The sequence below is a fragment of the Enterobacter sp. R-25 genome, assembly GCF_049913205.1.
Classification (GTDB): Bacteria; Pseudomonadota; Gammaproteobacteria; order Enterobacterales; family Enterobacteriaceae; genus Enterobacter; species Enterobacter ludwigii.
In genome coordinates this window covers 809759-829979 of sequence record NZ_CP183982.1, presented here as the reverse complement: position 1 = coordinate 829979, position 20221 = coordinate 809759, and the positions used below count along the sequence as shown (strand labels likewise).

The 20221-nt window shown below is 54.0% G+C and carries 19 protein-coding genes; 7 read left to right on the top strand and 12 right to left on the bottom strand.

What is annotated here, in order from left to right; translation table 11 throughout:
• Window positions 1-10 precede the first annotated feature (10 nt).
• The 7 genes from cdsA to rpsB all read right to left on the bottom strand — a co-directional run bounded on the left by cdsA (window position 11) and on the right by rpsB (window position 6414).
• Entirely contained in the window at window positions 11-868 is an 858-nt protein-coding gene (cdsA, locus tag ACN9MQ_RS03895) for a phosphatidate cytidylyltransferase (protein ID WP_014168705.1), read from the bottom strand.
• A 12-nt stretch (window positions 869-880) separates the two neighbouring features.
• Complete coding sequence (gene ispU, locus ACN9MQ_RS03890; RefSeq protein WP_014168704.1) at window positions 881-1639, bottom strand: (2E,6E)-farnesyl-diphosphate-specific ditrans,polycis-undecaprenyl-diphosphate synthase; 759 nt, start codon at window positions 1637-1639, stop codon at window positions 881-883.
• Between the two features lie 186 nt (window positions 1640-1825).
• Window positions 1826-3025, bottom strand: coding sequence for a 1-deoxy-D-xylulose-5-phosphate reductoisomerase (gene ispC, locus ACN9MQ_RS03885; protein WP_426021216.1), 1200 nt, complete (start codon window positions 3023-3025; stop codon window positions 1826-1828).
• Between the two features lie 94 nt (window positions 3026-3119).
• The gene (frr, locus tag ACN9MQ_RS03880) at window positions 3120-3677 is read right to left on the bottom strand and encodes a ribosome recycling factor (protein WP_014168702.1); all 558 of its coding nucleotides are present in this window, start codon (window positions 3675-3677) and stop codon (window positions 3120-3122) included.
• A gap of 166 nt (window positions 3678-3843) precedes the next feature.
• Complete coding sequence (pyrH, locus tag ACN9MQ_RS03875; RefSeq protein WP_003856194.1) at window positions 3844-4569, bottom strand: UMP kinase; 726 nt, start codon at window positions 4567-4569, stop codon at window positions 3844-3846.
• A 150-nt stretch (window positions 4570-4719) separates the two neighbouring features.
• Complete coding sequence (gene tsf / locus ACN9MQ_RS03870) at window positions 4720-5571, bottom strand: translation elongation factor Ts (protein ID WP_008501911.1); 852 nt, start codon at window positions 5569-5571, stop codon at window positions 4720-4722.
• Window positions 5572-5688: 117 nt separating this feature from the next.
• Window positions 5689-6414 (bottom strand): 30S ribosomal protein S2, encoded by a 726-nt coding sequence (rpsB, locus tag ACN9MQ_RS03865; RefSeq protein ID WP_003856207.1) that lies wholly within the window; start codon window positions 6412-6414, stop codon window positions 5689-5691.
• Between the two features lie 321 nt (window positions 6415-6735).
• Here rpsB and map point away from each other — a divergent pair, with 321 nt between their 5' ends.
• The 4 genes from map to ACN9MQ_RS03845 all read left to right on the top strand — a co-directional run bounded on the left by map (window position 6736) and on the right by ACN9MQ_RS03845 (window position 11624).
• Window positions 6736-7530: a type I methionyl aminopeptidase gene (gene map, locus ACN9MQ_RS03860; RefSeq protein ID WP_020882616.1), complete on the top strand. Its 795-nt coding sequence runs from the start codon at window positions 6736-6738 to the stop codon at window positions 7528-7530.
• Window positions 7531-7593: 63 nt separating this feature from the next.
• A complete protein-coding gene (glnD, locus tag ACN9MQ_RS03855) occupies window positions 7594-10269 on the top strand; it encodes a bifunctional uridylyltransferase/uridylyl-removing protein GlnD (protein WP_426021217.1) in 2676 nt (891 codons plus the stop codon).
• Between the two features lie 32 nt (window positions 10270-10301).
• Window positions 10302-11126: a 2,3,4,5-tetrahydropyridine-2,6-dicarboxylate N-succinyltransferase gene (dapD, locus tag ACN9MQ_RS03850; protein WP_426021218.1), complete on the top strand. Its 825-nt coding sequence runs from the start codon at window positions 10302-10304 to the stop codon at window positions 11124-11126.
• Between the two features lie 111 nt (window positions 11127-11237).
• The gene (locus ACN9MQ_RS03845; RefSeq protein ID WP_014168696.1) at window positions 11238-11624 is read left to right on the top strand and encodes a DUF3461 family protein; all 387 of its coding nucleotides are present in this window, start codon (window positions 11238-11240) and stop codon (window positions 11622-11624) included.
• 90 nt (window positions 11625-11714) lie between these two features.
• On the opposite strand, the gene cdaR is transcribed toward ACN9MQ_RS03845, so the two are convergent.
• The 3 genes from cdaR to dgt form a co-directional block, all read right to left on the bottom strand.
• Entirely contained in the window at window positions 11715-12872 is a 1158-nt protein-coding gene (cdaR, locus tag ACN9MQ_RS03840; protein WP_020882613.1) for a DNA-binding transcriptional regulator CdaR, read from the bottom strand.
• Between the two features lie 154 nt (window positions 12873-13026).
• Window positions 13027-14463 (bottom strand): serine endoprotease DegP, encoded by a 1437-nt coding sequence (degP, locus tag ACN9MQ_RS03835; protein WP_032679638.1) that lies wholly within the window; start codon window positions 14461-14463, stop codon window positions 13027-13029.
• A 131-nt stretch (window positions 14464-14594) separates the two neighbouring features.
• A complete protein-coding gene (gene dgt / locus ACN9MQ_RS03830) occupies window positions 14595-16109 on the bottom strand; it encodes a dGTPase (RefSeq protein WP_047743453.1) in 1515 nt (504 codons plus the stop codon).
• An 82-nt stretch (window positions 16110-16191) separates the two neighbouring features.
• Here dgt and mtnN point away from each other — a divergent pair, with 82 nt between their 5' ends.
• From mtnN to ACN9MQ_RS03815, 3 genes are read left to right on the top strand one after another with little or no spacing between them, the layout of a single operon-like run.
• Window positions 16192-16890 carry a 5'-methylthioadenosine/S-adenosylhomocysteine nucleosidase gene (gene mtnN / locus ACN9MQ_RS03825; RefSeq protein ID WP_014168692.1) on the top strand — a complete coding sequence of 233 codons (699 nt, stop codon included), beginning with the start codon at window positions 16192-16194 and terminating at the stop codon, window positions 16888-16890.
• Window positions 16883-17683: a vitamin B12 ABC transporter substrate-binding protein BtuF gene (btuF, locus tag ACN9MQ_RS03820; RefSeq protein ID WP_244047685.1), complete on the top strand. Its 801-nt coding sequence runs from the start codon at window positions 16883-16885 to the stop codon at window positions 17681-17683. The genes mtnN and btuF overlap by 8 nt, the downstream gene beginning before the upstream one ends.
• Window positions 17684-17710: 27 nt before the next feature.
• Window positions 17711-18334, top strand: coding sequence for a TRIC cation channel family protein (locus tag ACN9MQ_RS03815; RefSeq protein WP_014168690.1), 624 nt, complete (start codon window positions 17711-17713; stop codon window positions 18332-18334).
• A 56-nt stretch (window positions 18335-18390) separates the two neighbouring features.
• Here ACN9MQ_RS03815 and erpA read toward each other — a convergent pair whose 3' ends face one another.
• Both erpA and clcA read right to left on the bottom strand, forming a co-directional pair.
• The gene (gene erpA, locus ACN9MQ_RS03810; protein WP_013095643.1) at window positions 18391-18735 is read right to left on the bottom strand and encodes an iron-sulfur cluster insertion protein ErpA; all 345 of its coding nucleotides are present in this window, start codon (window positions 18733-18735) and stop codon (window positions 18391-18393) included.
• A gap of 85 nt (window positions 18736-18820) precedes the next feature.
• Entirely contained in the window at window positions 18821-20221 is a 1401-nt protein-coding gene (gene clcA / locus ACN9MQ_RS03805; protein ID WP_020882610.1) for a H(+)/Cl(-) exchange transporter ClcA, read from the bottom strand.

The window sequence follows — 20221 nt, the reverse complement described above, 5'->3', positions numbered from 1 at the left end:
AAACCTTCCGTTAAATCGTCCCGAATACCAGTAAAAGCAAGCACGCAAACACTGGAACAGCCGCTGTCAGGCTATCAATGCGATCCAGTATACCGCCATGTCCTGGAATCAGGTGTCCGCTGTCCTTAATCCCTGCTTCACGCTTAAACATACTTTCGGTTAAATCACCGAGTACCGAGGCCAGCGCAGCAAAAATAGAGCACACCAGCAGTATTGACGGTGCCACTTCCAGATTCGCCCAGACGCCATAGCCCCAGGAAATGATTGCTGCCGTAAACAGGCCGCCGATGAATCCTTGCCAGGTTTTGCCCGGAGACACTTTTGGCGCCAGTTTATGTTTGCCAAACAGTTTACCAAACATATAGGCCCCAGAGTCAGCCCCCCAGACGAGAATCATCACATAAAGCAGCCAGATCGCGCCGCTGTAGTGGTTTTCGTCATAGTGCCAGGCGCGCAGTGCGACCATACCCCAGAAAAAAGGAACAATTGTGAGCAGGCCAAAAATAAGACGCAACACTTTTGAATTACGCCAGAATGCCGCGGAACCTGGGTAAAAAAGCACCAACAGCAGCGCGGCAACCCACCAGCCCAGCGATATCCAAAGGGAACCGGCAACCAGCGGTTGATGAATATCATGGTGATATTCAGGCAAGGTAAACAGCATCAGGGCCAGGATAAAGCCACAGAGTACCGCCAGCCATACCCGCTGAGTGCGTGAGGTAAAGCCGCTAAACTGACCCCATTCCCACGCGGCGAGCATGCAGACCACCAGCGTCAAAATAGCGAATCCCACCGGGGGCAGTAAAAACAGCGCCGCAATGACAATGGGTATTAATACAAAAGCGGAAATCAGGCGATACTTCAGCAAAAGCTACCCCCATCAGGCTTTGTCGCCACCTGGCTCGGTGCCGCCGAAACGACGCTCTCGATTGGCAAAGGCATGCAGCGCACCTTCAAAGTCTTGTTCATCAAAATCGGGCCAAAGAACATCAGTAAAGTAAAGTTCGGCGTAGGCAATTTGCCACAGCAAAAAGTTACTGATGCGATGTTCTCCCCCTGTCCTAATTACCAAATCCACAGGTGCCAGTTCATTCATGCAGATTTGCTTACTCAGCGCCTCTTCATCAATTTGGTCGGGTCTCAACAGCCCTTCCTGAACCTGTTCGGCCAGATGCCGAACGCCCTGGATAATATCCCAGCGTCCACCGTAATTCGCCGCGATATTGAGCGTCAGACCGGTATTATTTTCAGTCAGCGCTTCTGCTTTACGAATCCGTTCCTGCAAACGTGAGTTAAAACGACTGGTTTCGCCGATAATACGCAGACGGACGTTGTGGCGGTGCAGGCTTTTTACTTCGCTATCGAGCGCCCACACAAACAATTCCATCAACGCGGTCACTTCCTGCGGCGGTCGATTCCAGTTTTCACTGCTAAAAGCATAGAGCGTTAACGCATCAATGCCGTTATTGGCGGCAAAAGAAACGGCGCGGCGAACAGATTTCGCCCCAGCTTTATGCCCAAAGGCTCGTATCTTCCCTTGTCTTTTCGCCCAGCGGCCGTTGCCATCCATAATGATTGCTACATGACGGCAGCCATGAGCTGGCAAGTTTTCGCTTATTGGTTGATTCGCAGACAACATAACGCGTTTTTGGTCCCTGAAAAGGATTTAACGGTACTCAGGAATACTGAAGCCTATACGTAAAAAAGCCGTGTCAAACCACGGCTTACCTGACCACGTAAAGTCAAATACCTGCGATCAGGTGGCGCAGACTATATCACTGAAGCCCAACGCTAACAAATAGCACAACCACTAGTGCTTGCTTTATCACCAGCTTGCGAGGCGTGTCACCTGCTTACGTGCAATAACGCGAGCCTGTGCATCCACCGCCAGCACCTCTTCCACGCTTTGTGGTTCGCGCAAATCCATCATTTCCAGTACCGATAAATTCAACGTCGCAATATCGGTAAATCGGATCTGCTGATTCAGAAATGCCTCAACGGTAATTTCATTAGCTGCATTAAGTGCCGTCGTCGCCGCCTGCCCCTGGTCAAAGGCTTTCATCGCAAGCTTCAGACACGGATAACGATCGTAGTCCGGTTCGCTAAAGGTCAGTGAACTCAGCTTGCAAAAATCGAGCGGTTTCGCCCCGGACTTCACCCGATTCGGCCACGCCATGGCATGCGCGATAGGCGTGCGCATGTCCGGTTCGCCCAGTTGCGCAAGGACGCTGCCATCCTGATAGCGTACCATCGAGTGAATCACCGATTGCGGGTGGATCAGCACTTCCATCTGTTTCGCCGACGCATTGAACAGCCAGCGCGCTTCAATGTATTCCAGACCTTTGTTCATCATGGTGGCGGAGTCAACGGAGATTTTACGCCCCATTGACCAGTTCGGATGACGGCACGCCTGCTGAGGCGTCATTGCGCTCAGTGCAGACAGTGGCGTTTCACGGAACGGGCCACCTGACCCGGTAAGCAAAATCGATACAACGCCATTCTGCTCCAGGTCAGCGTACCCCAGGTTCTGCTGAAAAGGTTGCGGTAAACTCTGAAAAATCGCGTTGTGCTCGCTGTCGACCGGTAAAAGACGCGCCCCGCGCTGCTTCACCGCCTCCATAAAGAGACGTCCGCAGGTCACCAGCGACTCTTTGTTAGCCAGCAGAACCTCTTTACCGGCATCAATAGCGGCAAGCGTCGGTAGCAGCCCTGCAGCCCCGACGATTGCCGCCATGACCTGATCAACCTCATCCAGCGCAGCCATGTCGCAGGCCGCCTGCTGGCCGCTCAGGACTTCGGTACGACAGCCTTTCTCACGCAACTGCGCGGTGAGCAGGCGGGCGCTCTCTTCGTCATCCATAACCGCATAGCGAGGCGTAAACTCCAGGCACTGTTCGATCATACGCTGCACATTCTTACCGGCCACCAGCGCGGTCACGGTGTAATGTTCAGGATTATGGCGAACAACGTCGAGAGTGCTGCAACCGATAGAGCCGGTTGAGCCAAGGAGTGTTAAATGCTTCATGAGATGCCCGAAAAAGTTAGACCAGATAAAAGCAAAACGCCGCCAGCAAGACCCGAAGTCCTTCTGAACGGCGTTTATCAGTGTACGACAGAAATCAGAACTGCATCAGTTCCGCTTCTTTATCTGCCAGCGCCGCATCAATTTTCTTGATCGCAGCATCCGTCATCTTCTGAATGTCGTCCTGAGAACGACGATCGTCATCTTCACTGATCTCTTTTTCTTTCAGCAGCGCTTTGAGTTTGTCGTTCGCATCACGACGTACGTTACGCACGGATACGCGACCCTGCTCAGCTTCACCACGAACGACTTTGATCAGGTCTTTACGACGTTCTTCCGTCAGTGGAGGCAGTGGAACGCGAATGTCAGCGCCCGCAGAGCTTGGGTTCAGACCCAGGTCAGACGCCATGATCGCTTTCTCAACCGCTGGGCTCATAGAACGATCGAAGACGTTGATTTTCAGCGTACGGGTATCTTCAACGGTAACACTCGCCAGCTGACGCAGTGGCGTTGGCGTGCCGTAGTATTCTACGATGATGCCATCCAGCAGGCTTGGGGAAGCACGGCCAGTACGGATTTTGCTGATTTGGGTTTTGAACGCTTCTACGCATTTTTCCATGCGTACTTCAGCATCTTTTCTGATTTCGTTAATCACGTTACGAATCCTTGAAAACTTGTCTCAGGCAGACTATCCGCCAGCACAGCGCTACAGGTGTGCTAAGTATAGTCGCGTTTAATTCTGACAACGCCAAAGGCGCGCCCAGGTAAGATACCACTACAAAATAAAGCGGAATCTTACCTGTATTTATCGCCGACGGAAATTATTCCGTGATCAAAGTGCCTTCTTTTTCACCCATGACCACTCGACGCAGTGCGCCAGGTTTGTTCATGTTGAAGACACGGATCGGCAGTTTGTGGTCACGAGCCAGCGTAAAGGCGGCAAGATCCATCACTTTCAGCTCTTTTTCCAGCACTTCGCTGTAGCTCAGCTGATCGTACATGGTGGCAGACGGATCTTTTGCCGGGTCGGCAGTAAACACGCCATCCACTTTGGTCGCTTTCAGAACCACATCGGCTTCGATCTCGATACCGCGCAGGCAGGCAGCGGAATCGGTAGTAAAGAACGGGTTACCCGTACCGGCGGAGAGGATCACCACGCGGTTGTTGCGCAGCAGGCTAATCGCCTCTGCCCAGCTGTAGTTATCGCAGACGCCATTCAATGGGATTGCGGACATCAGGCGGGCGTTCACATAGGCGCGATGAAGCGCATCACGCATTGCCAGGCCATTCATCACGGTTGCCAGCATACCCATGTGGTCGCCCACAACGCGGTTCATCCCCGCTTTCGCCAGACCAGCACCACGGAAAAGGTTGCCACCGCCAATGACCACGCCAACCTGAATACCCAGTTCGACCAGTTCTTTGATTTCCTGTGCCATGCGGTCAAGGATGCTTGCGTCAATACCGAAGCCTTCCGATCCCTGCAGCGCTTCGCCACTCAGCTTAAGCAGAATGCGTTTGTACACGGGTTTTGCATTGGTAGCCATGTTTCTTTCCTGAGACTGTCAACGATTAAGATGGGGGTTAATTCTGGCGACATGATATGTCGCATATCAGCACAGGGATACTGGAGCCTGTCTGATTTCGTGTGACGGGTGACAAAAAGAAGCCGCCCTCAGGCGGCTCCTTTTCAATCATTAAGACTGCTTGGACATTGCAGCAACTTCTGCTGCGAAGTCAGTCTCAACTTTCTCGATGCCTTCGCCCACTTCGAAGCGGATGAAGCCAGTCACGTCAGCGTTGTGCTCTTTCAGCAGCTGAGCAACAGACTTGCTTGGATCCATAACGAATGGCTGGCCAGTCAGAGAAACTTCGCCGGTGAATTTCTTCATGCGGCCTTCAACCATTTTCTCTGCGATTTCTTTTGGCTTACCAGACTGCATCGCGATGTCCAGCTGAACCTGGTACTCTTTCTCTACCACTTCAGCAGACACGTCTTCTGGCTTAACGAATTCTGGTTTGCTTGCAGCGATGTGCATAGCCAGCTGTTTAACCAGCTCTTCATCAGCGCCTTTAGCCGCAACCAGAACACCGATACGTGCACCGTGCTGGTATGAACCCAGAACGTCGCCTTCCAGAGAAGCAACACGACGGATGTTGATGTTCTCACCGATTTTAGCAACCAGAGCAACACGTTCTTCTTCGAACTGTGCTTTCAGAACTTCAACGTCAGTGATTTTGCCCGCAACAGCTGCGTCCAGAACTTTGTTAGCAAATGCCTGGAAACCACCATCTTTAGCAACGAAGTCAGTCTGGCAGTTAACTTCCAAGATGATGCCGTAGTTGCCGTCGATCTTAGTGATGATCACGCCGTCAGCAGCAACGTTGCCTGCTTTTTTAGCTGCTTTGATCGCACCGGATTTACGCATGTTTTCGATTGCCAGCTCGATGTCGCCGTTCGCTTCAGTCAGCGCTTTTTTGCAATCCATCATGCCTGCGCCAGTACGCTCGCGCAGCTCTTTTACCAGGGATGCGGTAATTTCAGCCATTCTTAAATCCTCGGGAGATGTGAACTGCCCGGCCTGAGGCCAAACAGTGTAAATTGAAAAAAGGGGCCGATAATTGGCCCCTATTCATACACGGTACTAATAAGGGGTGAAACCTTATTATTCAGCTTCTACGAAGCTTTCTTCCGCCTGAGAAGCCAGATCCTGGGAACGGCCTTCACGAACGGTAGCAGCTACAGCGCTCAGGTACAGGCTAACAGCACGGATTGCGTCGTCGTTACCCGGGATAACGAAGTCAACACCGTCCGGATCGGAGTTGGTATCAACGATAGCGAATACCGGGATACCCAGGTTGTTAGCTTCTTTGATTGCGATGTGCTCGTGGTCTGCATCGATTACGAACAGCGCGTCTGGCAGGCCGCCCATATCTTTGATACCGCCCAGGCTGTTTTCCAGCTTGTCCAGTTCACGAGTGCGCATCAGCGCTTCTTTCTTAGTCAGCTTGTCGAAAGTACCGTCCTGAGACTGGGTTTCCAGATCTTTCAGGCGCTTGATGGACTGACGAACGGTTTTCCAGTTAGTCAGCATGCCGCCCAACCAGCGATGGTTCACGAAGAACTGATCGCAGCTGTTAGCAGCATCTTTCACAGCTTCGCTTGCAGCGCGCTTAGTACCAACGAACAGAATCTTACCTTTACGGGAAGAGATCTTGTTCAGCTCAGCCAGGGCTTCGTTGAACATTGGTACAGTTTTCTCAAGGTTGATGATGTGAACTTTGTTACGTGCGCCGAAGATGAAAGGCTTCATTTTCGGGTTCCAGTAACGGGTCTGGTGACCGAAGTGAACACCAGCCTTGAGCATGTCGCGCATGGAAACAGTTGCCATGTTTAAAACCTCTATATTAAAAGTTGGGGTTATGCCTCCACGTATCCCATATTACCGACCCCGAAGGGCACCCCGGAATATGTGCCGATACGTGTGTGTTGTTACACAAAGTGAGATTTGTCGCTTCCGTCCAGCCTGTGTATCTGAAATGGATCGGAAGTCCGGCGCGCTTTATACCACAAAACACGACCAGAAACCAACAGTTGTTGGCCGAGTGTGCTGTTAATGATTCTCAATTTGGCACGGGGTGCGCCTGACTGATACCATTAACGACACTTAGACTAGTATTGTCGAAAAAATCGACACTGATGGACAGATTACATGGCTATCTCTATTAAGACACCTGAAGAAATTGCAAAGATGCGCGTCGCCGGTCGTCTGGCCGCAGACGTGCTGGAAATGATCGAGCCGTACGTGAAGCCGGGCGTGAGCACGGGTGAACTGGACCGCATTTGTAACGACTATATCGTCAATGAGCAGCACGCGGTCTCCGCCTGCCTTGGCTATCATGGTTTCCCGAAATCCGTCTGCATTTCGATTAACGAAGTGGTTTGTCACGGTATTCCGGACAACGAAAAACTGCTTAAAGATGGCGACATCGTCAACATCGACGTGACGGTCATTAAAGATGACTACCACGGTGACACCTCTAAGATGTTCATCGTGGGCAAGCCGACGATTCTGGGCGAGCGTCTGTGCAAAGTGACGCAAGAAAGCCTCTACCTGGCGCTGAAAATGGTTAAACCCGGCATTCGCCTGCGCACCATCGGGGCCGCTATCCAGAAATTCGTTGAAGCGGAAGGTTTCTCCGTTGTGCGTGAATACTGCGGCCACGGCATTGGCCGTGTCTTCCACGAAGAGCCACAGGTTCTGCACTATGATGCGGATGACGGCGGCGTGGTACTGCAAAAAGGCATGACCTTCACCATCGAGCCGATGGTCAACGCCGGTGATTACCGCATCCGCACCATGAAAGATGGCTGGACGGTGAAAACCAAAGACAGAAGCTTGTCTGCACAGTACGAGCATACTATTGTGGTAACAGACAACGGCTGCGAAATTATGACGTTGCGCAAGGATGACACCATCCCGGCGATACTCACGCACGATGAATGATAAAAAAGCCGGCAGATGCCGGCTTTTTTAATGGCTATAGCTTTTTCTTATGGGTGGCGCACGATGAGTAATCTTTTACCCGAACAGTATGCTAACACAGCACTTCCCACCCTACCCGACCAGCCCGATAACCCGGGCGTCTGGCCCCAGCAGGATCTGACCTGCGCCGGTATCAAGGCGCATAAGGATGTCTTCCAGCGCTGGCTCGGAAGCGCATTTGATGCCGGCATCTCCGCGGAGCAGCTTATTGAAGCTCGCACCGAGTTTATCGACCAGCTCCTGCAGCGTCTGTGGATTGATTACGGGTTTGGGCAGATCAGTGACGTGGCACTGGTCGCCGTCGGGGGCTATGGCCGCGGTGAGCTTCATCCGCTTTCCGATATCGACTTACTGATTTTAAGCCGCAAAAAGCTGCCGGATGAACAGGCGCAGAAAATTGGCGAACTGCTGACGCTGCTGTGGGATGTAAAGCTTGAAGTGGGCCACAGCGTGCGCACGCTGGAAGAGTGCCTGCTCGAAGGATTATCTGACCTGACCGTCGCCACCAACCTGATTGAAACCCGCCTGTTGATTGGCGACGTTGCGTTGTTCCTGGAGCTGCAAAAACACATTTTCAGCGACGGCTTCTGGCCTTCAGAAAAATTCTTCGCCGCGAAGGTCGAGGAGCAGAATCAGCGTCACCAGCGCTACCACGGCACCAGCTATAACCTGGAGCCGGATATAAAAAGCAGTCCGGGCGGACTGCGCGACATTCACACGCTGCAGTGGGTGGCCCGCCGCCACTTTGGCGCTACCTCAATGGACGAGATGGTTGGCTTCGGCTTTTTAACCGAGGCTGAGCGAAACGAGCTGAATGAGTGTCTACACCTGCTCTGGCGGATCCGTTTTGCCCTGCATCTCGAGCTTAGCCGCTACGATAACCGTCTGCTGTTTGACCGTCAGCTCAGCGTGGCGCAGCGCCTCAACTACCGCGGTGAAGGTAACGAGCCGGTTGAGCACATGATGAAGGATTTCTTCCGCGTTACCCGTCGCGTCACTGAACTGAACCAGATGCTGCTGCAGCTGTTCGACGAAGCGATCCTGGCCCTGACGGCGGACGAAAAACCGCGGCCGATCGATGATGAATTCCAGCTGCGCGGCACGCTTATCGATCTGCGCGACGAAACGCTGTTTATCCGTGAGCCGGAAGCGATCCTGCGGATGTTCTACACCATGGTTCGCAATAGCACGATCACCGGGATCTACTCCACAACGCTGCGTCATCTGCGCCATGCGCGCCGTCATCTGACGCAGCCACTGTGCTATATCCCGGAAGCCCGATCCCTTTTTCTCAGTATGTTGCGCCATCCGGGTGCCGTCAGCCGTGGGCTTCTGCCGATGCATCGCCACAGCGTGCTGTGGGCCTATATGCCACAGTGGTCACATATCGTCGGGCAGATGCAGTTCGATCTGTTCCACGCCTATACGGTGGATGAACACACGATCCGCGTCATGCTCAAGCTGGAGAGCTTTGCCAGAGAAGAGACACGCTCACGTCACCCACTGTGCGTCGAACTGTGGCCACGTCTGACCCACCCGGAACTGATCCTGATTGCCGCCCTGTTCCACGACATCGCCAAAGGTCGCGGCGGTGACCACTCGGTGCTCGGCGCGCAGGACGTGCTGAAATTTGCCGAACTGCATGGACTGAACTCTCGCGAGACGCAGCTGGTTGCCTGGCTGGTACGCCATCACCTGCTGATGTCCGTCACCGCGCAGCGTCGTGACATTCAGGATCCGGAGGTCATCAAGCAGTTTGCAGAAGAGGTTCAGACGGAAAACCGCCTGCGCTATCTGGTCTGCCTGACGGTAGCCGATATTTGTGCCACCAACGAAACGCTGTGGAACAGCTGGAAGCAAAGCCTGTTGCGCGAGTTGTACTTTGCCACCGAAAAACAGCTGCGCCGCGGGATGCAAAACACCCCGGACATGCGCGAGCGTGTACGCCATCATCAGCTGCAGGCGCTGGCGCTGTTGCGGATGGATAACATTGATGAAGAGGCGCTGCATCAGATTTGGGCGCGCTGTCGTGCCAACTATTTTGTCCGCCACAGCCCAAACCAGCTTGCCTGGCATGCGCGACATCTGCTTCAGCATGATTTATCGCAGCCGATGATCCTCCTCAGTCCGCAGGCCACGCGCGGCGGTACCGAGATCTTTATCTGGAGTCCGGATCGGCCTTATCTGTTTGCTGCGGTTTGTGCCGAACTGGACAGGCGTAACCTGAGCGTTCACGACGCGCAGATTTTCACCACCCGGGACGGCATGGCGATGGACACCTTTATTGTGCTGGAGCCAGACGGAAGCCCGCTGTCGTCGGACCGCCATGAAGGGATACGTTTTGGCCTGGAACAGGCGATCACCCAGCGCAGCTGGCAGCCACCGCAGCCGCGTCGTCAGCCGTCGAAATTACGCCACTTTACCGTCGATACCGAGGTCAATTTCCTGCCGACCCACACCGATCGTAAATCGTTCCTGGAGCTGATCGCGCTCGACCAGCCAGGGCTGCTCGCCCGCGTCGGCCAGGTTTTTGCCGATCTGGGAATTTCGCTTCACGGCGCCAGAATTACAACCATTGGCGAACGAGTAGAAGATTTATTTATAATCGCCACCGCCGACCGGCGTGCCCTTAATAATGACCTGCAACTTGAAGTGCAACAACGGTTGACAGCAGCCCTCAATCCAAACGATAAAGGGTGACGTGTTTTTTAGTGAAATGGAAAGAGTAAACAATGCAGCAGTTACAGAACGTTATTGAGTCCGCTTTTGAGCGTCGCGCCGAGATTACTCCGGCAAATGTGGATACCGTTACCCGTAAAGCGGTTAATCAGGTTATTTCTCTGCTGGATTCCGGCGCGCTACGTGTAGCAGAAAAAATCGACGGTCAGTGGGTAACTCATCAATGGCTGAAGAAAGCCGTGCTGCTCTCTTTCCGTATCAATGATAACCAGGTTATCGACGGAGCAGAAAGCCGCTACTTCGATAAAGTCCCTATGAAATTCGCTGACTACGACGAAGCTCGCTTCCAGAAAGAAGGCTTCCGCGTAGTACCGCCAGCGGCCGTACGTCAGGGTGCGTTCATCGCGCGTAACACCGTGCTGATGCCCTCCTACGTTAACATCGGTGCTTACGTAGACGAAGGCTCCATGGTGGATACCTGGGCAACCGTCGGCTCCTGCGCGCAGATCGGTAAAAACGTTCACCTGTCCGGCGGCGTGGGTATCGGTGGTGTACTGGAGCCACTGCAGGCTAACCCAACCATCATCGAAGATAACTGCTTCATCGGCGCGCGCTCTGAAGTGGTGGAAGGCGTGATCGTTGAGGAAGGCTCCGTTATCTCGATGGGCGTTTACATCGGTCAGAGTACCCGTATTTACGATCGTGAGACCGGTGAAATTCACTACGGTCGCGTGCCGGCCGGTTCCGTTGTGGTCTCCGGCAACCTGCCGTCAAAAGATGGCAAGTACAGCCTGTACTGTGCGGTTATCGTGAAGAAAGTTGATGCGAAAACCCGCGGTAAGGTGGGCATCAATGAGTTGCTGCGCACCATCGATTAATCGGATATAACAAAAAGCGGGGGCCACCCCGCTTTTTTCATATCTGAGGGTGGCGAAAATAGATTTTTTCGTTAATTATTCAAAGGTTATGTTGAGATCAAGGGTACCGCTATGTACGATAATCTGAAAAGTCTGGGCATTACCAATCCTGATGAAATTGATCGTTACAGCCTTCGCCAGGAAGCTAATAACGACATTCTGAAAATCTATTTTCACAAGGACAAAGGAGAGTTTTTCGCCAAGAGCGTGAAGTTTAAATATCCACGCCAGCGTAAGACCGTCGTCGCTGACGGTGTAGGACAGGGATACAAAGAAGTTCAGGAAATCAGCCCTAATCTGCGCTATGTGATCGATGAACTCGATCAGATCTGTCAGCGCGACCGCACTGAAGTCGATCTCAAACGTAAGATCCTCGACGATCTGCGTCACCTTGAAAGCGTAGTCACCAACAAGATTAGCGAAATCGAAGCGGATCTTGAAAAGCTTACCCGGAAATAAACTTAAAACGGCAATCTTTGATTGCCGTTTTAGTGTTTGCGCCCTCTCCCGTGGAAAGGGATGGCGTAAGGGCATCAGGCCGTATTCCACTCATCTCTGCTCATCGAGCTGTAACGCCACATAAAGCAGCAGCCTGTCGTCAAAGCTCCCCAGATCCAGCCCTGTCAGCTCCGAAATCCGGTTCAGTCGATATTCCAGCGTATTGCGATGTATAAACAGCGCTTTCGACGTTGCCAGCGGCTGTACGTTATGACGGAACCACGCCTGCAGCGTCCGACGCAGCAGACCGTTGTTGTCCATCGCCTTGAGGCGCGCTAACGGACGTGCCAGCTCATTGGCCTGCCAGCCACCGCGCAGGCTGTCGAGCAGCACCGGCAGCATCAGATCCTGGTAGAAATAACTGCGGCTTTCCGGCATCCGCTGCTTACCCACCATCATGGTGGTGCGGGCAGTACGCCAGGAGCGGGCAATACTGCCCGGACCGGTGAAGTAATTGCCCAGCGCGACGCGAAAACGAAGCTGACCATTCTCCTTCATGCGGGCAATCAACTGCTCCACGCGACGACGATGATCTTCTGCATCCCAGCGCCCGAACGCGTTCAGCGCGGGCTTGAGCACCACCATTTCCGTCAGAGAGACAATCGCCACCAGGTTATCGCGTTCCGGTGTCGCCAGCGCATTTTGCAGCTGCTGCAGCTCAGCCATCGCACTGTCGACGCCAAGCTGGCCGCTGTCCACCTCAATTACCGCCACGACGCGCGGTTGATTCAGATCGATTCCCAGGCGCTGCGCCCATTCATTGAGTGCAGGGGTATGCTCATCCGCCTGAATCAGGTTCATCACCAGCTCTTCACGCAGACGGCTGTCCTGGGCGAGCAGATGCATCAGGCGCGACTGCTCAAGCATCATCTCCGCCGTCATACAGACCAGTTCGCCATATTTTCGCAGCGACTCCGGCTCGCCGGTCAGGCCGATAACGCCAACAATTTCCCCCTCAAGACGCAGCGGTAAATTGATGCCCTGACGGACACCGTGCAGGTGTTTCGCCACCGCATCGTCGATGTCCACCACCCGCCCCTGGGAGAGCACCAGCAGCGCCCCTTCGTGCAATTCCCCAATACGCTCACGATCGCCACTGCCAATAATGCGCCCACGGGCATCCATTACGTTGATATTGGTATCAATGATGCGCATGGTGCGTGCCACAATATCCTGCGCCATTTTGGTATCGAGATGCCAGCCAGCCATGTAACCCTCCTGTGAGCAGAGCTCAAGCATAGGGAAGTTCAGCTACCGCTGCATTGTGCGAATGCACAAAGTGAAAGGGAGAAGTATGGAGTTGTGGAAAAGGTCACAGAAAGGTGAAAAGCCCCTGCTCATTTGAAACAGGGGCCTGAGAGGATTACTGCATCAGCAAGTAAATTGAGGTATCACCACGCTGAATATTCAACGCCAGCACGGAAGGTTTGCTGTCCAGAATTTTGCGCAGTTCAGCAATGTTTTTCACTGGCTGCTGGTTCGCACCCATGATCACATCGCCTTTTTTCAGGCCAATGCGCGCAGCCGGGCTGTTCGCTTTAACGTTGTTTACCACAACGCCTTTGTCCTGACCTTTATTGCTCATCTCGGCGCCTTCAATGCCGCTGAAGATGGTGCTGGAATCAACCTGATTCTGGCTGCTCTGCTGCAGTTCCAGGCTCACGTTAACCGGTTTACCGTCACGCAGCAGGCCGAGGGTGACTTTGCTGCCAATCGGCATGGAGCCCACTTCAGCACGCAGCGCGGCAAAGCTGCTGATCGGTTTCCCGTTCAGGGAGGTGATAACATCACCCGCTTTAATGCCCGCTTTCGCCGCGGAGGAGTTTGGCATCACCTGGCTGACAAATGCGCCGCGCTGGGCATCAACTTTCATCGCCTTAGCCAGTTCGGAATTCAGTTCGGTACCCAGAATCCCCAGTTCACCGCGTTTCACCTGGCCATACTGCACCATCTGCGCGGTCAGGTTTTTCACCATGTTACTTGGGATAGCAAAGCCGATCCCGATATTGCCACCGTCTGGTGCAAGGATCGCGGTGTTGATACCAATCAGCTCACCGTTCAGGTTCACCAGCGCACCGCCGGAGTTACCCCGGTTGATGGCGGCATCCGTCTGGATGAAGTTTTCATAGTTTTCGGCGTTGAGGCCGCTACGACCCAGCGCGGAAACAATCCCCGAGGTTACGGTTTCACCCAGACCGAACGGGTTACCGATAGCGACGGTATAATCACCGACACGCAGCGCATCGGAGTCGGCAATTTTAATCGCCGTCAGGTTTTTCGGATCCTGAATCTGGATCAACGCGATATCGGAGCGCGGGTCTTTCCCGACCACTTTGGCATCAAATTTACGCCCGTCGCTCAGTTGGACCTTAATGCTGTTGGCGTTATCAACAACGTGGTTGTTGGTCACGACGTAGCCTTTCGCCGCATCGATAATCACACCCGAGCCAAGCGCCATGAATTTCTGCTGCTGGCCACCCCCCTGGGTGTCATCCCCTGCACCACCGCCCTGACAGAACGGGGAGCTCTGGAATGGCGAACCGTCCTGGCAGAAAGGTGAGTTATCACCAAAGAACTGCTGGAAGTTACGCGGCATACGCGGCGTATTGACGGTTGTGCTGCCCTCAACGTTAATACTCACCACCGATGGCATCACTTTTTCGAGCATCGGTGCCAGGCTTGGCATCTGCTGCGCGGTCGCTGCCGACGATGCGGTCTCAGCTGCAGTAGCAGTCAGAGGAGACAGCGCTAAACCTAAACTCAGAGCCAGTGCACTCATTGCTAATGTGGTTTTTTTCATGTGTCTTAATCTCGATTTACAGATAACGCAAAATTGCTGTGTAACTCAGATTCATTTTATACCGCTTAGTTCCGGCCATAAGTTTATGGAAAAGGTAAAAATTTATTGGCCGTCTTTACAAAACTCCGTGCTTATTCCACCGCCATGAGCTTGCGGTATTCATCCCAGGCATACAAATCTGTCATCCCGCTGATATAGTCCTGGATAAGACGGCAGCGATAATAATATTCCATCACCGGCCACTGGGGCGACTGACGATCCAGCTTGCCGATGGCTTCGACATAAGCCAGACGGTGGCGGGTTGAAAGTTTCTGATAAAGCCGGGATTCAATCGGTATTCGCCGTACGCGCTCTTTTTCCACCAGTTCGCTGAACTCGTCGACGGATAATTGCAGCAGAGGCCGATAGATTTCGAGTAACCCACTGATAACCCTGTATCCCTGCAGCTCAAGCTGTTCAACATCCGGATGGCTGAAAACATGACGCACGGCCACGTTTTTATAGAGCTCAAGAAGCTGGCTAAAGCTGCTGTCATCTTCCAGCAACGCATGGTTGAATTCGCCGCTATAAATTAACGGCAGGTTGTCTATAAAGCGCGAGGCGGCATAAGGCACCAGTTTATTTAATGTATTGACCCGTAAATACATAAAGAACTGATCTTCCGTGCTGCGGCTTAATGTATTTGAACGCGATTTCTCCCAGGCATTTTCGACAACCTGAGCAAACAGCGAGCCTTTTTCATGCGTTCCCCAGGCCTCATAAAGATGCTGATAAAGTTCTTCGACGCTGAATATTCTTTTCTCAACGGCGTCTTCCAGGTCGGCAACACAATATGAAATGTCGTCGGCAGCTTCCATAATCCAGGTTAAGGGGAAGCGGCCGTTTGGTGTCAGAGAAAGTTCTTTACGCAGGCGCTCTATATAGGCTTCTTCAGAAAGATAATAGCCCGGCTTTTTCATCAAATAACTGTGCGACGCGGGCGTCTCGCCCATCCACCAGGCCGGTCGCGTATATTTCAGGATGCACCCCACCTGGGCCCAGGTCAGGTTCATACGCATCAGGGAGTGGACCAGCCGGATCCCCTGCGCATTGCCTTCGAAGTGACAGAGGTCGTGACGGACTTTACGCCGCAGGTCGTTCAGCGCGTCTTCACCTTCGCGCAGGCGTAAATCCCGCACCAGGCAGCGGTCATCGCTCAGAGGCTGGCTTACCGCATCAGCAGGATAAAGCCGCTGTTTAAACCAGTCATTTATGGCGGCTTCGCCAAAATGACCAAAGGGCGGGTTACCGATGTCATGCATCAGGCAGGCCATCTCAACGATGCTCTCAAACGGCCCGGTCAGCTCATTCAGCCCATAGGTTTCGAGGAGCTGCTGCTCTTTGAGACGGCTTAAGATCTCTTTGGCAATGTAGCGGCCAACCTGCTGAACTTCCATAGAATGCGTTAAGCGCGTACGCACCGCAGCGTTACGTTCAAGCGGAAACACCTGGGTTTTTTGCTGTAACCGACGGATTGCCGGCGAGTTTATGATCCGCCCGCGATCGCTTTCGAAGATACGCAGGATCTCATGCTCGCTCTTGTCGCCCTGCGGCGAACGGAAACGTCGGTGCCAGTTAATTTTGGTGCGAAAATCGATTGGTGACATGTGCTCCCCCGCGTGAGAATGCGTTTCCTCTTAACCGCATGATAGACTATGCATCTTAACAAGGCACATCGCGAGTAAATCTATGAAAATCGGCATTATTGGTGCAATGGAAGAAGAAGTTACGCTGCTGCGTGACAAAATTGAGAACCGTCAGACTCTCTCCCTCGGTGGCTGTGAGATCTATACCGGCCAGTTGAATGGCGTTGACGTCGCTCTGCTGAAATCAGGCATCGGTAAGGTTGCTGCTGCGCTGGGCGCGACCCTGCTGCTCGAACGCTGCAAGCCGGACGTTATCATTAACACCGGTTCTGCAGGCGGCCTGGCGTCGACGCTGAAAGTCGGTGATATCGTTGTTTCCGATGAAGCGCGTTACCACGATGCAGACGTTACCGCATTCGGCTACGAATACGGTCAGCTTCCGGGTTGCCCGGCCGGGTTTAAAGCCGATGACAAACTGATTGCGGCGGCTGAAAGCTGCATCGCTGAGCTGAACCTCAACGCGGTACGCGGCCTGATCGTCAGCGGTGATGCGTTCATCAATGGCTCCGTCGGCCTGGCGAAAATTCGTCATAACTTCCCTCAGGCCGTTGCCGTTGAGATGGAAGCGACCGCCATTGCTCACGTTTGCCATAACTTCAACGTTCCGTTCGTGGTGGTTCGCGCCATCTCCGACGTGGCTGACCAGCAGTCTCATATCAGCTTCGACGAGTTCCTGACCGTTGCGGCAAAACAGTCCACCGTGATGGTGGAGCGCCTGGTGCAGAAACTGGCTCGTGGGTAACCCATACATCAGGGCGCTGGTCGCCCTGCTTTTTCTCGCACCGGCATGGCTATTTGCCGCGCCGCGTGTGATTACGCTCTCTCCGGCAAACACCGAACTGGCCTTTGCCGCCGGGATCACGCCTGTCGGCGTGAGCAGCTTTTCGGATTACCCTCCGCAAGCGGCCCATATTGAACAGGTGGCGACCTGGCAAGGGATGAACATTGAGCGCATCGTGGCGCTTAAACCCGATCTCGTGCTCGCCTGGCGCGGCGGTAACGCCGAGCGGCAGGTCAACCAGCTCTCCTCGCTTGGGATCAAGGTGATGTGGATTGATGCGGTGAGCATTGAGCAGGTCGCTCAGGCACTGCGTTCTCTGGCCCCCTACAGCCCTACCCCAGCAAAAGCCGAGAATGCCGCGAAACAGATGCTCAGCGACTATGCCGCACTGAAATCCCGCTATGATACCCCCGTCAAAAAACGCATCTTCCTGCAGTTTGGCAGCCAGCCGCTGTTCACCACCGGGAAAGGATCCATTCAGAATCAGGTGCTGGAAATCTGCGGCGGTGAAAACATCTTTGCAGCCAGCCGGGTGCCGTGGCCTCAGGTCAGCCGGGAACAGGTGCTCGCACGCCAGCCACAGGCCATCGTGGTGGTCGGAAATGCGAGCGAGATTCCTAAAATTGAACAATTCTGGCAACGTCAGCTAAAAATACCGGTGATCCCCCTCACCAGTGACTGGTTTGAACGCGCCAGCCCGCGTATTATCCTCGCCGCAAAACAGCTCTGTGCCGTGCTGGCAGAGAGTCACTAACAACATACCCCGCTCGAGGATTTAACGATGCTCGTTTATTGGCTGGATATTCTTGGCACAGCCGTTTTTGCTATCTCCGGCGTTTTACTCGCCGGAAAACTGCGCATGGATCCGTTTGGCGTGCTGGTGCTGGGCGTGGTCACCGCCGTGGGTGGCGGGACGATACGTGATATGGCCCTGGCGAATGGCCCGGTATTTTGGGTAAAAGATCCAACCGATCTGGTGGTGGCGATGGTCACCTGTCTGTTGACCATCGTGTTGGTTCGCCAGCCCCGCCGGTTACCGAAATGGATACTCCCGGTACTGGATGCCGTCGGTCTGGCCGTCTTTGTGGGCATCGGGGTCAATAAAGCCTTCAATGCGGGAACGGGCCCGATGGTGGCCATCTGCATGGGCGTGTTAACCGGGGTCGGCGGCGGGATTATTCGCGACATTCTGGCGCGTGAAGTTCCCATGATCCTGCGTACCGAAATCTATGCCACGGCGTGTATTATTGGTGGGATTGTTCACGCGACGGCGTATTACACCTTTGCGATGCCGCTAGAAAATGCAGCTATGCTGGGTATGGTGGTCACGCTGGGGATACGGTTAGCGGCGATACGCTGGCATCTGAAGCTGCCGACATTTGCGCTGGATGATAATGCACGATAAGCGTTGTTTATAAGCCCGGTGGCGCTACGCTTACCGGGCTTACGACTGCATCCCTGTCAGATGCTGAACGAAGAGCCACATCCACAGGTACTTGTCGCGTTCGGGTTAGTCACAACGAAGCGCGAACCTTCCAGGCCTTCAGTGTAATCCACCGAACCACCCACCAGGTACTGCAGGCTCATCGGGTCAACCACCAGCGCAACGCCCTGCTTCTCGATAGTCATATCGCCGTCGTTGACCTGATCGTCAAAGGTAAAACCATACTGGAAGCCGCTGCAGCCGCCACCGGTAATATAGACACGCAGTTTCAGATCCGGATTGTCCTCGTCGGCAATCAGGGTTTTCACTTTGTTGGCTGCTGCTTCGGTAAATTCCAGCGGCAACGCTACGTCATCACTCATCTTATGCTCCCATGAATACTGCTACTGCTATTGGGTAAAATTCACCCAATTCTTTATGTCATTATCTAATACCCTGGTAATTCATTCAAGTATTCTGCGTCGGGGCCCGCTCGGCCTCTTGTTTTGCCAGGGTACGGGCAAGAATGGTGGAGTATAGCGGTTTTCCACCCAGGAATTGGGCTAATAGTGTCGCGCCGAGACAGGTAATGATCATTGGCAAAATGAGCTGGTAATTATCCGTCATCTCCAGAACCAGCACGATGCCGGTCAACGGCGCACGCAGGGACGCCGCCAGCAGCGCGCCCATTCCGGCAATAGCAAAGGTCCCGGCGTCCAGATGATAGGCCGGAAATCCGGCAGCAGCGACCATGCCAAACGCGGTTCCCAGAAGCGTACCCAGCGCCAGCATCGGGGCAAAAATACCGCCAGGCGCACCGGAGGAGAAGCACAATACGGTGGTAATCACCCGTGAAATAAACATGAACAGCAACAGACCAATGCTGAAATTACCCGCCGCGGCAATCGGTATCAGCCCGAAGCCACCGCCTGCGGCATTGGGCTCAATGAAGCCGAGCACGCCGCAGCCGCCGCCCAGCAGTCCGCCGATCAATACCCAGCGGGTGGTATTCCCACCGTGAATGCGCTGGAACATATCCTGAGCGCGTAAGATAAGCGTGTTAAACAGCGGGCCGACCACGCCAAAAATCATGCCGAGGATCAGGTACAGCCACAGCGTATTCACCGGCGCATTGGTCAGTTTCCCCACCTCAATCACCGCACCTTCGCCATTAAAAATGCGAAAGACAATGCTCGACATAATGACGCCGGTGAATACCGCTTTTATCGAGATCAGGTTGTAGCGAAACTGTGCCCGCATCTCTTCAATAATGAACAGGATCCCCGCCAGCGGTGCGTTGAACGCCGCCGAAAGGCCGGCCGCCGCCCCCGTTGCCAGCAGTGTATGTCGCGCCTCCGCGCTGCGCATGCGAAAAAGATCGCCGACCATACGCCCAACGTTTCCGCCCAGCTGCACCGTTGGCCCTTCGCGCCCGAGCACCATGCCTGCCCCGAGCGTTCCCATGCCACCGATAAATTTTACCGGGATGACGCGCCACCAGCGAACCGGCCTCAGCTCTTCCAGTGCGCCTTCTATTTCAGGGATCCCGGAACCGCCCGCTTCCGGCGCAAATTTACGGACCAGGAAATAGCCCACCATGGCAAACAGCGCAGATAAGCCAAAGGCCCACACCCATACCCATCCACCGCTATAGGCAAAACCCGCCACGGTTCCAATTCGCCAGTTCATTATCGCGTTAACCGCTTTTTCGAAGGCGATACCCACCAGCCCGGCAACTGCGCCGACCACGGCAGCAGCCAGCAGGATAGCCAGCGGCGTTTTATCACGATTAAGCAAGCGCCGGATGCTGATACGGTGCTGCGCACGTCTGAACTGCTGTTCAGTATAAGAATGAGTGTCTGCTTTCAT

Coding starts and splice junctions, on each gene's coding strand:
- ispU (WP_014168704.1), bottom strand. CDS start 1,639: ATGTTGTCTGCGAATCAACCAATAAGCGAAAACTTGCCAGCTCATGGC.
- ispC (WP_426021216.1), bottom strand. CDS start 3,025: ATGAAGCATTTAACACTCCTTGGCTCAACCGGCTCTATCGGTTGCAGC.
- pyrH (WP_003856194.1), bottom strand. CDS start 4,569: ATGGCTACCAATGCAAAACCCGTGTACAAACGCATTCTGCTTAAGCTG.
- tsf (WP_008501911.1), bottom strand. CDS start 5,571: ATGGCTGAAATTACCGCATCCCTGGTAAAAGAGCTGCGCGAGCGTACT.
- rpsB (WP_003856207.1), bottom strand. CDS start 6,414: ATGGCAACTGTTTCCATGCGCGACATGCTCAAGGCTGGTGTTCACTTC.
- map (WP_020882616.1), top strand. CDS start 6,736: ATGGCTATCTCTATTAAGACACCTGAAGAAATTGCAAAGATGCGCGTC.
- glnD (WP_426021217.1), top strand. CDS start 7,594: ATGAGTAATCTTTTACCCGAACAGTATGCTAACACAGCACTTCCCACC.
- dapD (WP_426021218.1), top strand. CDS start 10,302: ATGCAGCAGTTACAGAACGTTATTGAGTCCGCTTTTGAGCGTCGCGCC.
- ACN9MQ_RS03845 (WP_014168696.1), top strand. CDS start 11,238: ATGTACGATAATCTGAAAAGTCTGGGCATTACCAATCCTGATGAAATT.
- cdaR (WP_020882613.1), bottom strand. CDS start 12,872: ATGGCTGGCTGGCATCTCGATACCAAAATGGCGCAGGATATTGTGGCA.
- degP (WP_032679638.1), bottom strand. CDS start 14,463: ATGAAAAAAACCACATTAGCAATGAGTGCACTGGCTCTGAGTTTAGGT.
- dgt (WP_047743453.1), bottom strand. CDS start 16,109: ATGTCACCAATCGATTTTCGCACCAAAATTAACTGGCACCGACGTTTC.
- mtnN (WP_014168692.1), top strand. CDS start 16,192: ATGAAAATCGGCATTATTGGTGCAATGGAAGAAGAAGTTACGCTGCTG.
- ACN9MQ_RS03815 (WP_014168690.1), top strand. CDS start 17,711: ATGCTCGTTTATTGGCTGGATATTCTTGGCACAGCCGTTTTTGCTATC.
- erpA (WP_013095643.1), bottom strand. CDS start 18,735: ATGAGTGATGACGTAGCGTTGCCGCTGGAATTTACCGAAGCAGCAGCC.
- clcA (WP_020882610.1), bottom strand. CDS start 20,221: ATGAAAGCAGACACTCATTCTTATACTGAACAGCAGTTCAGACGTGCG.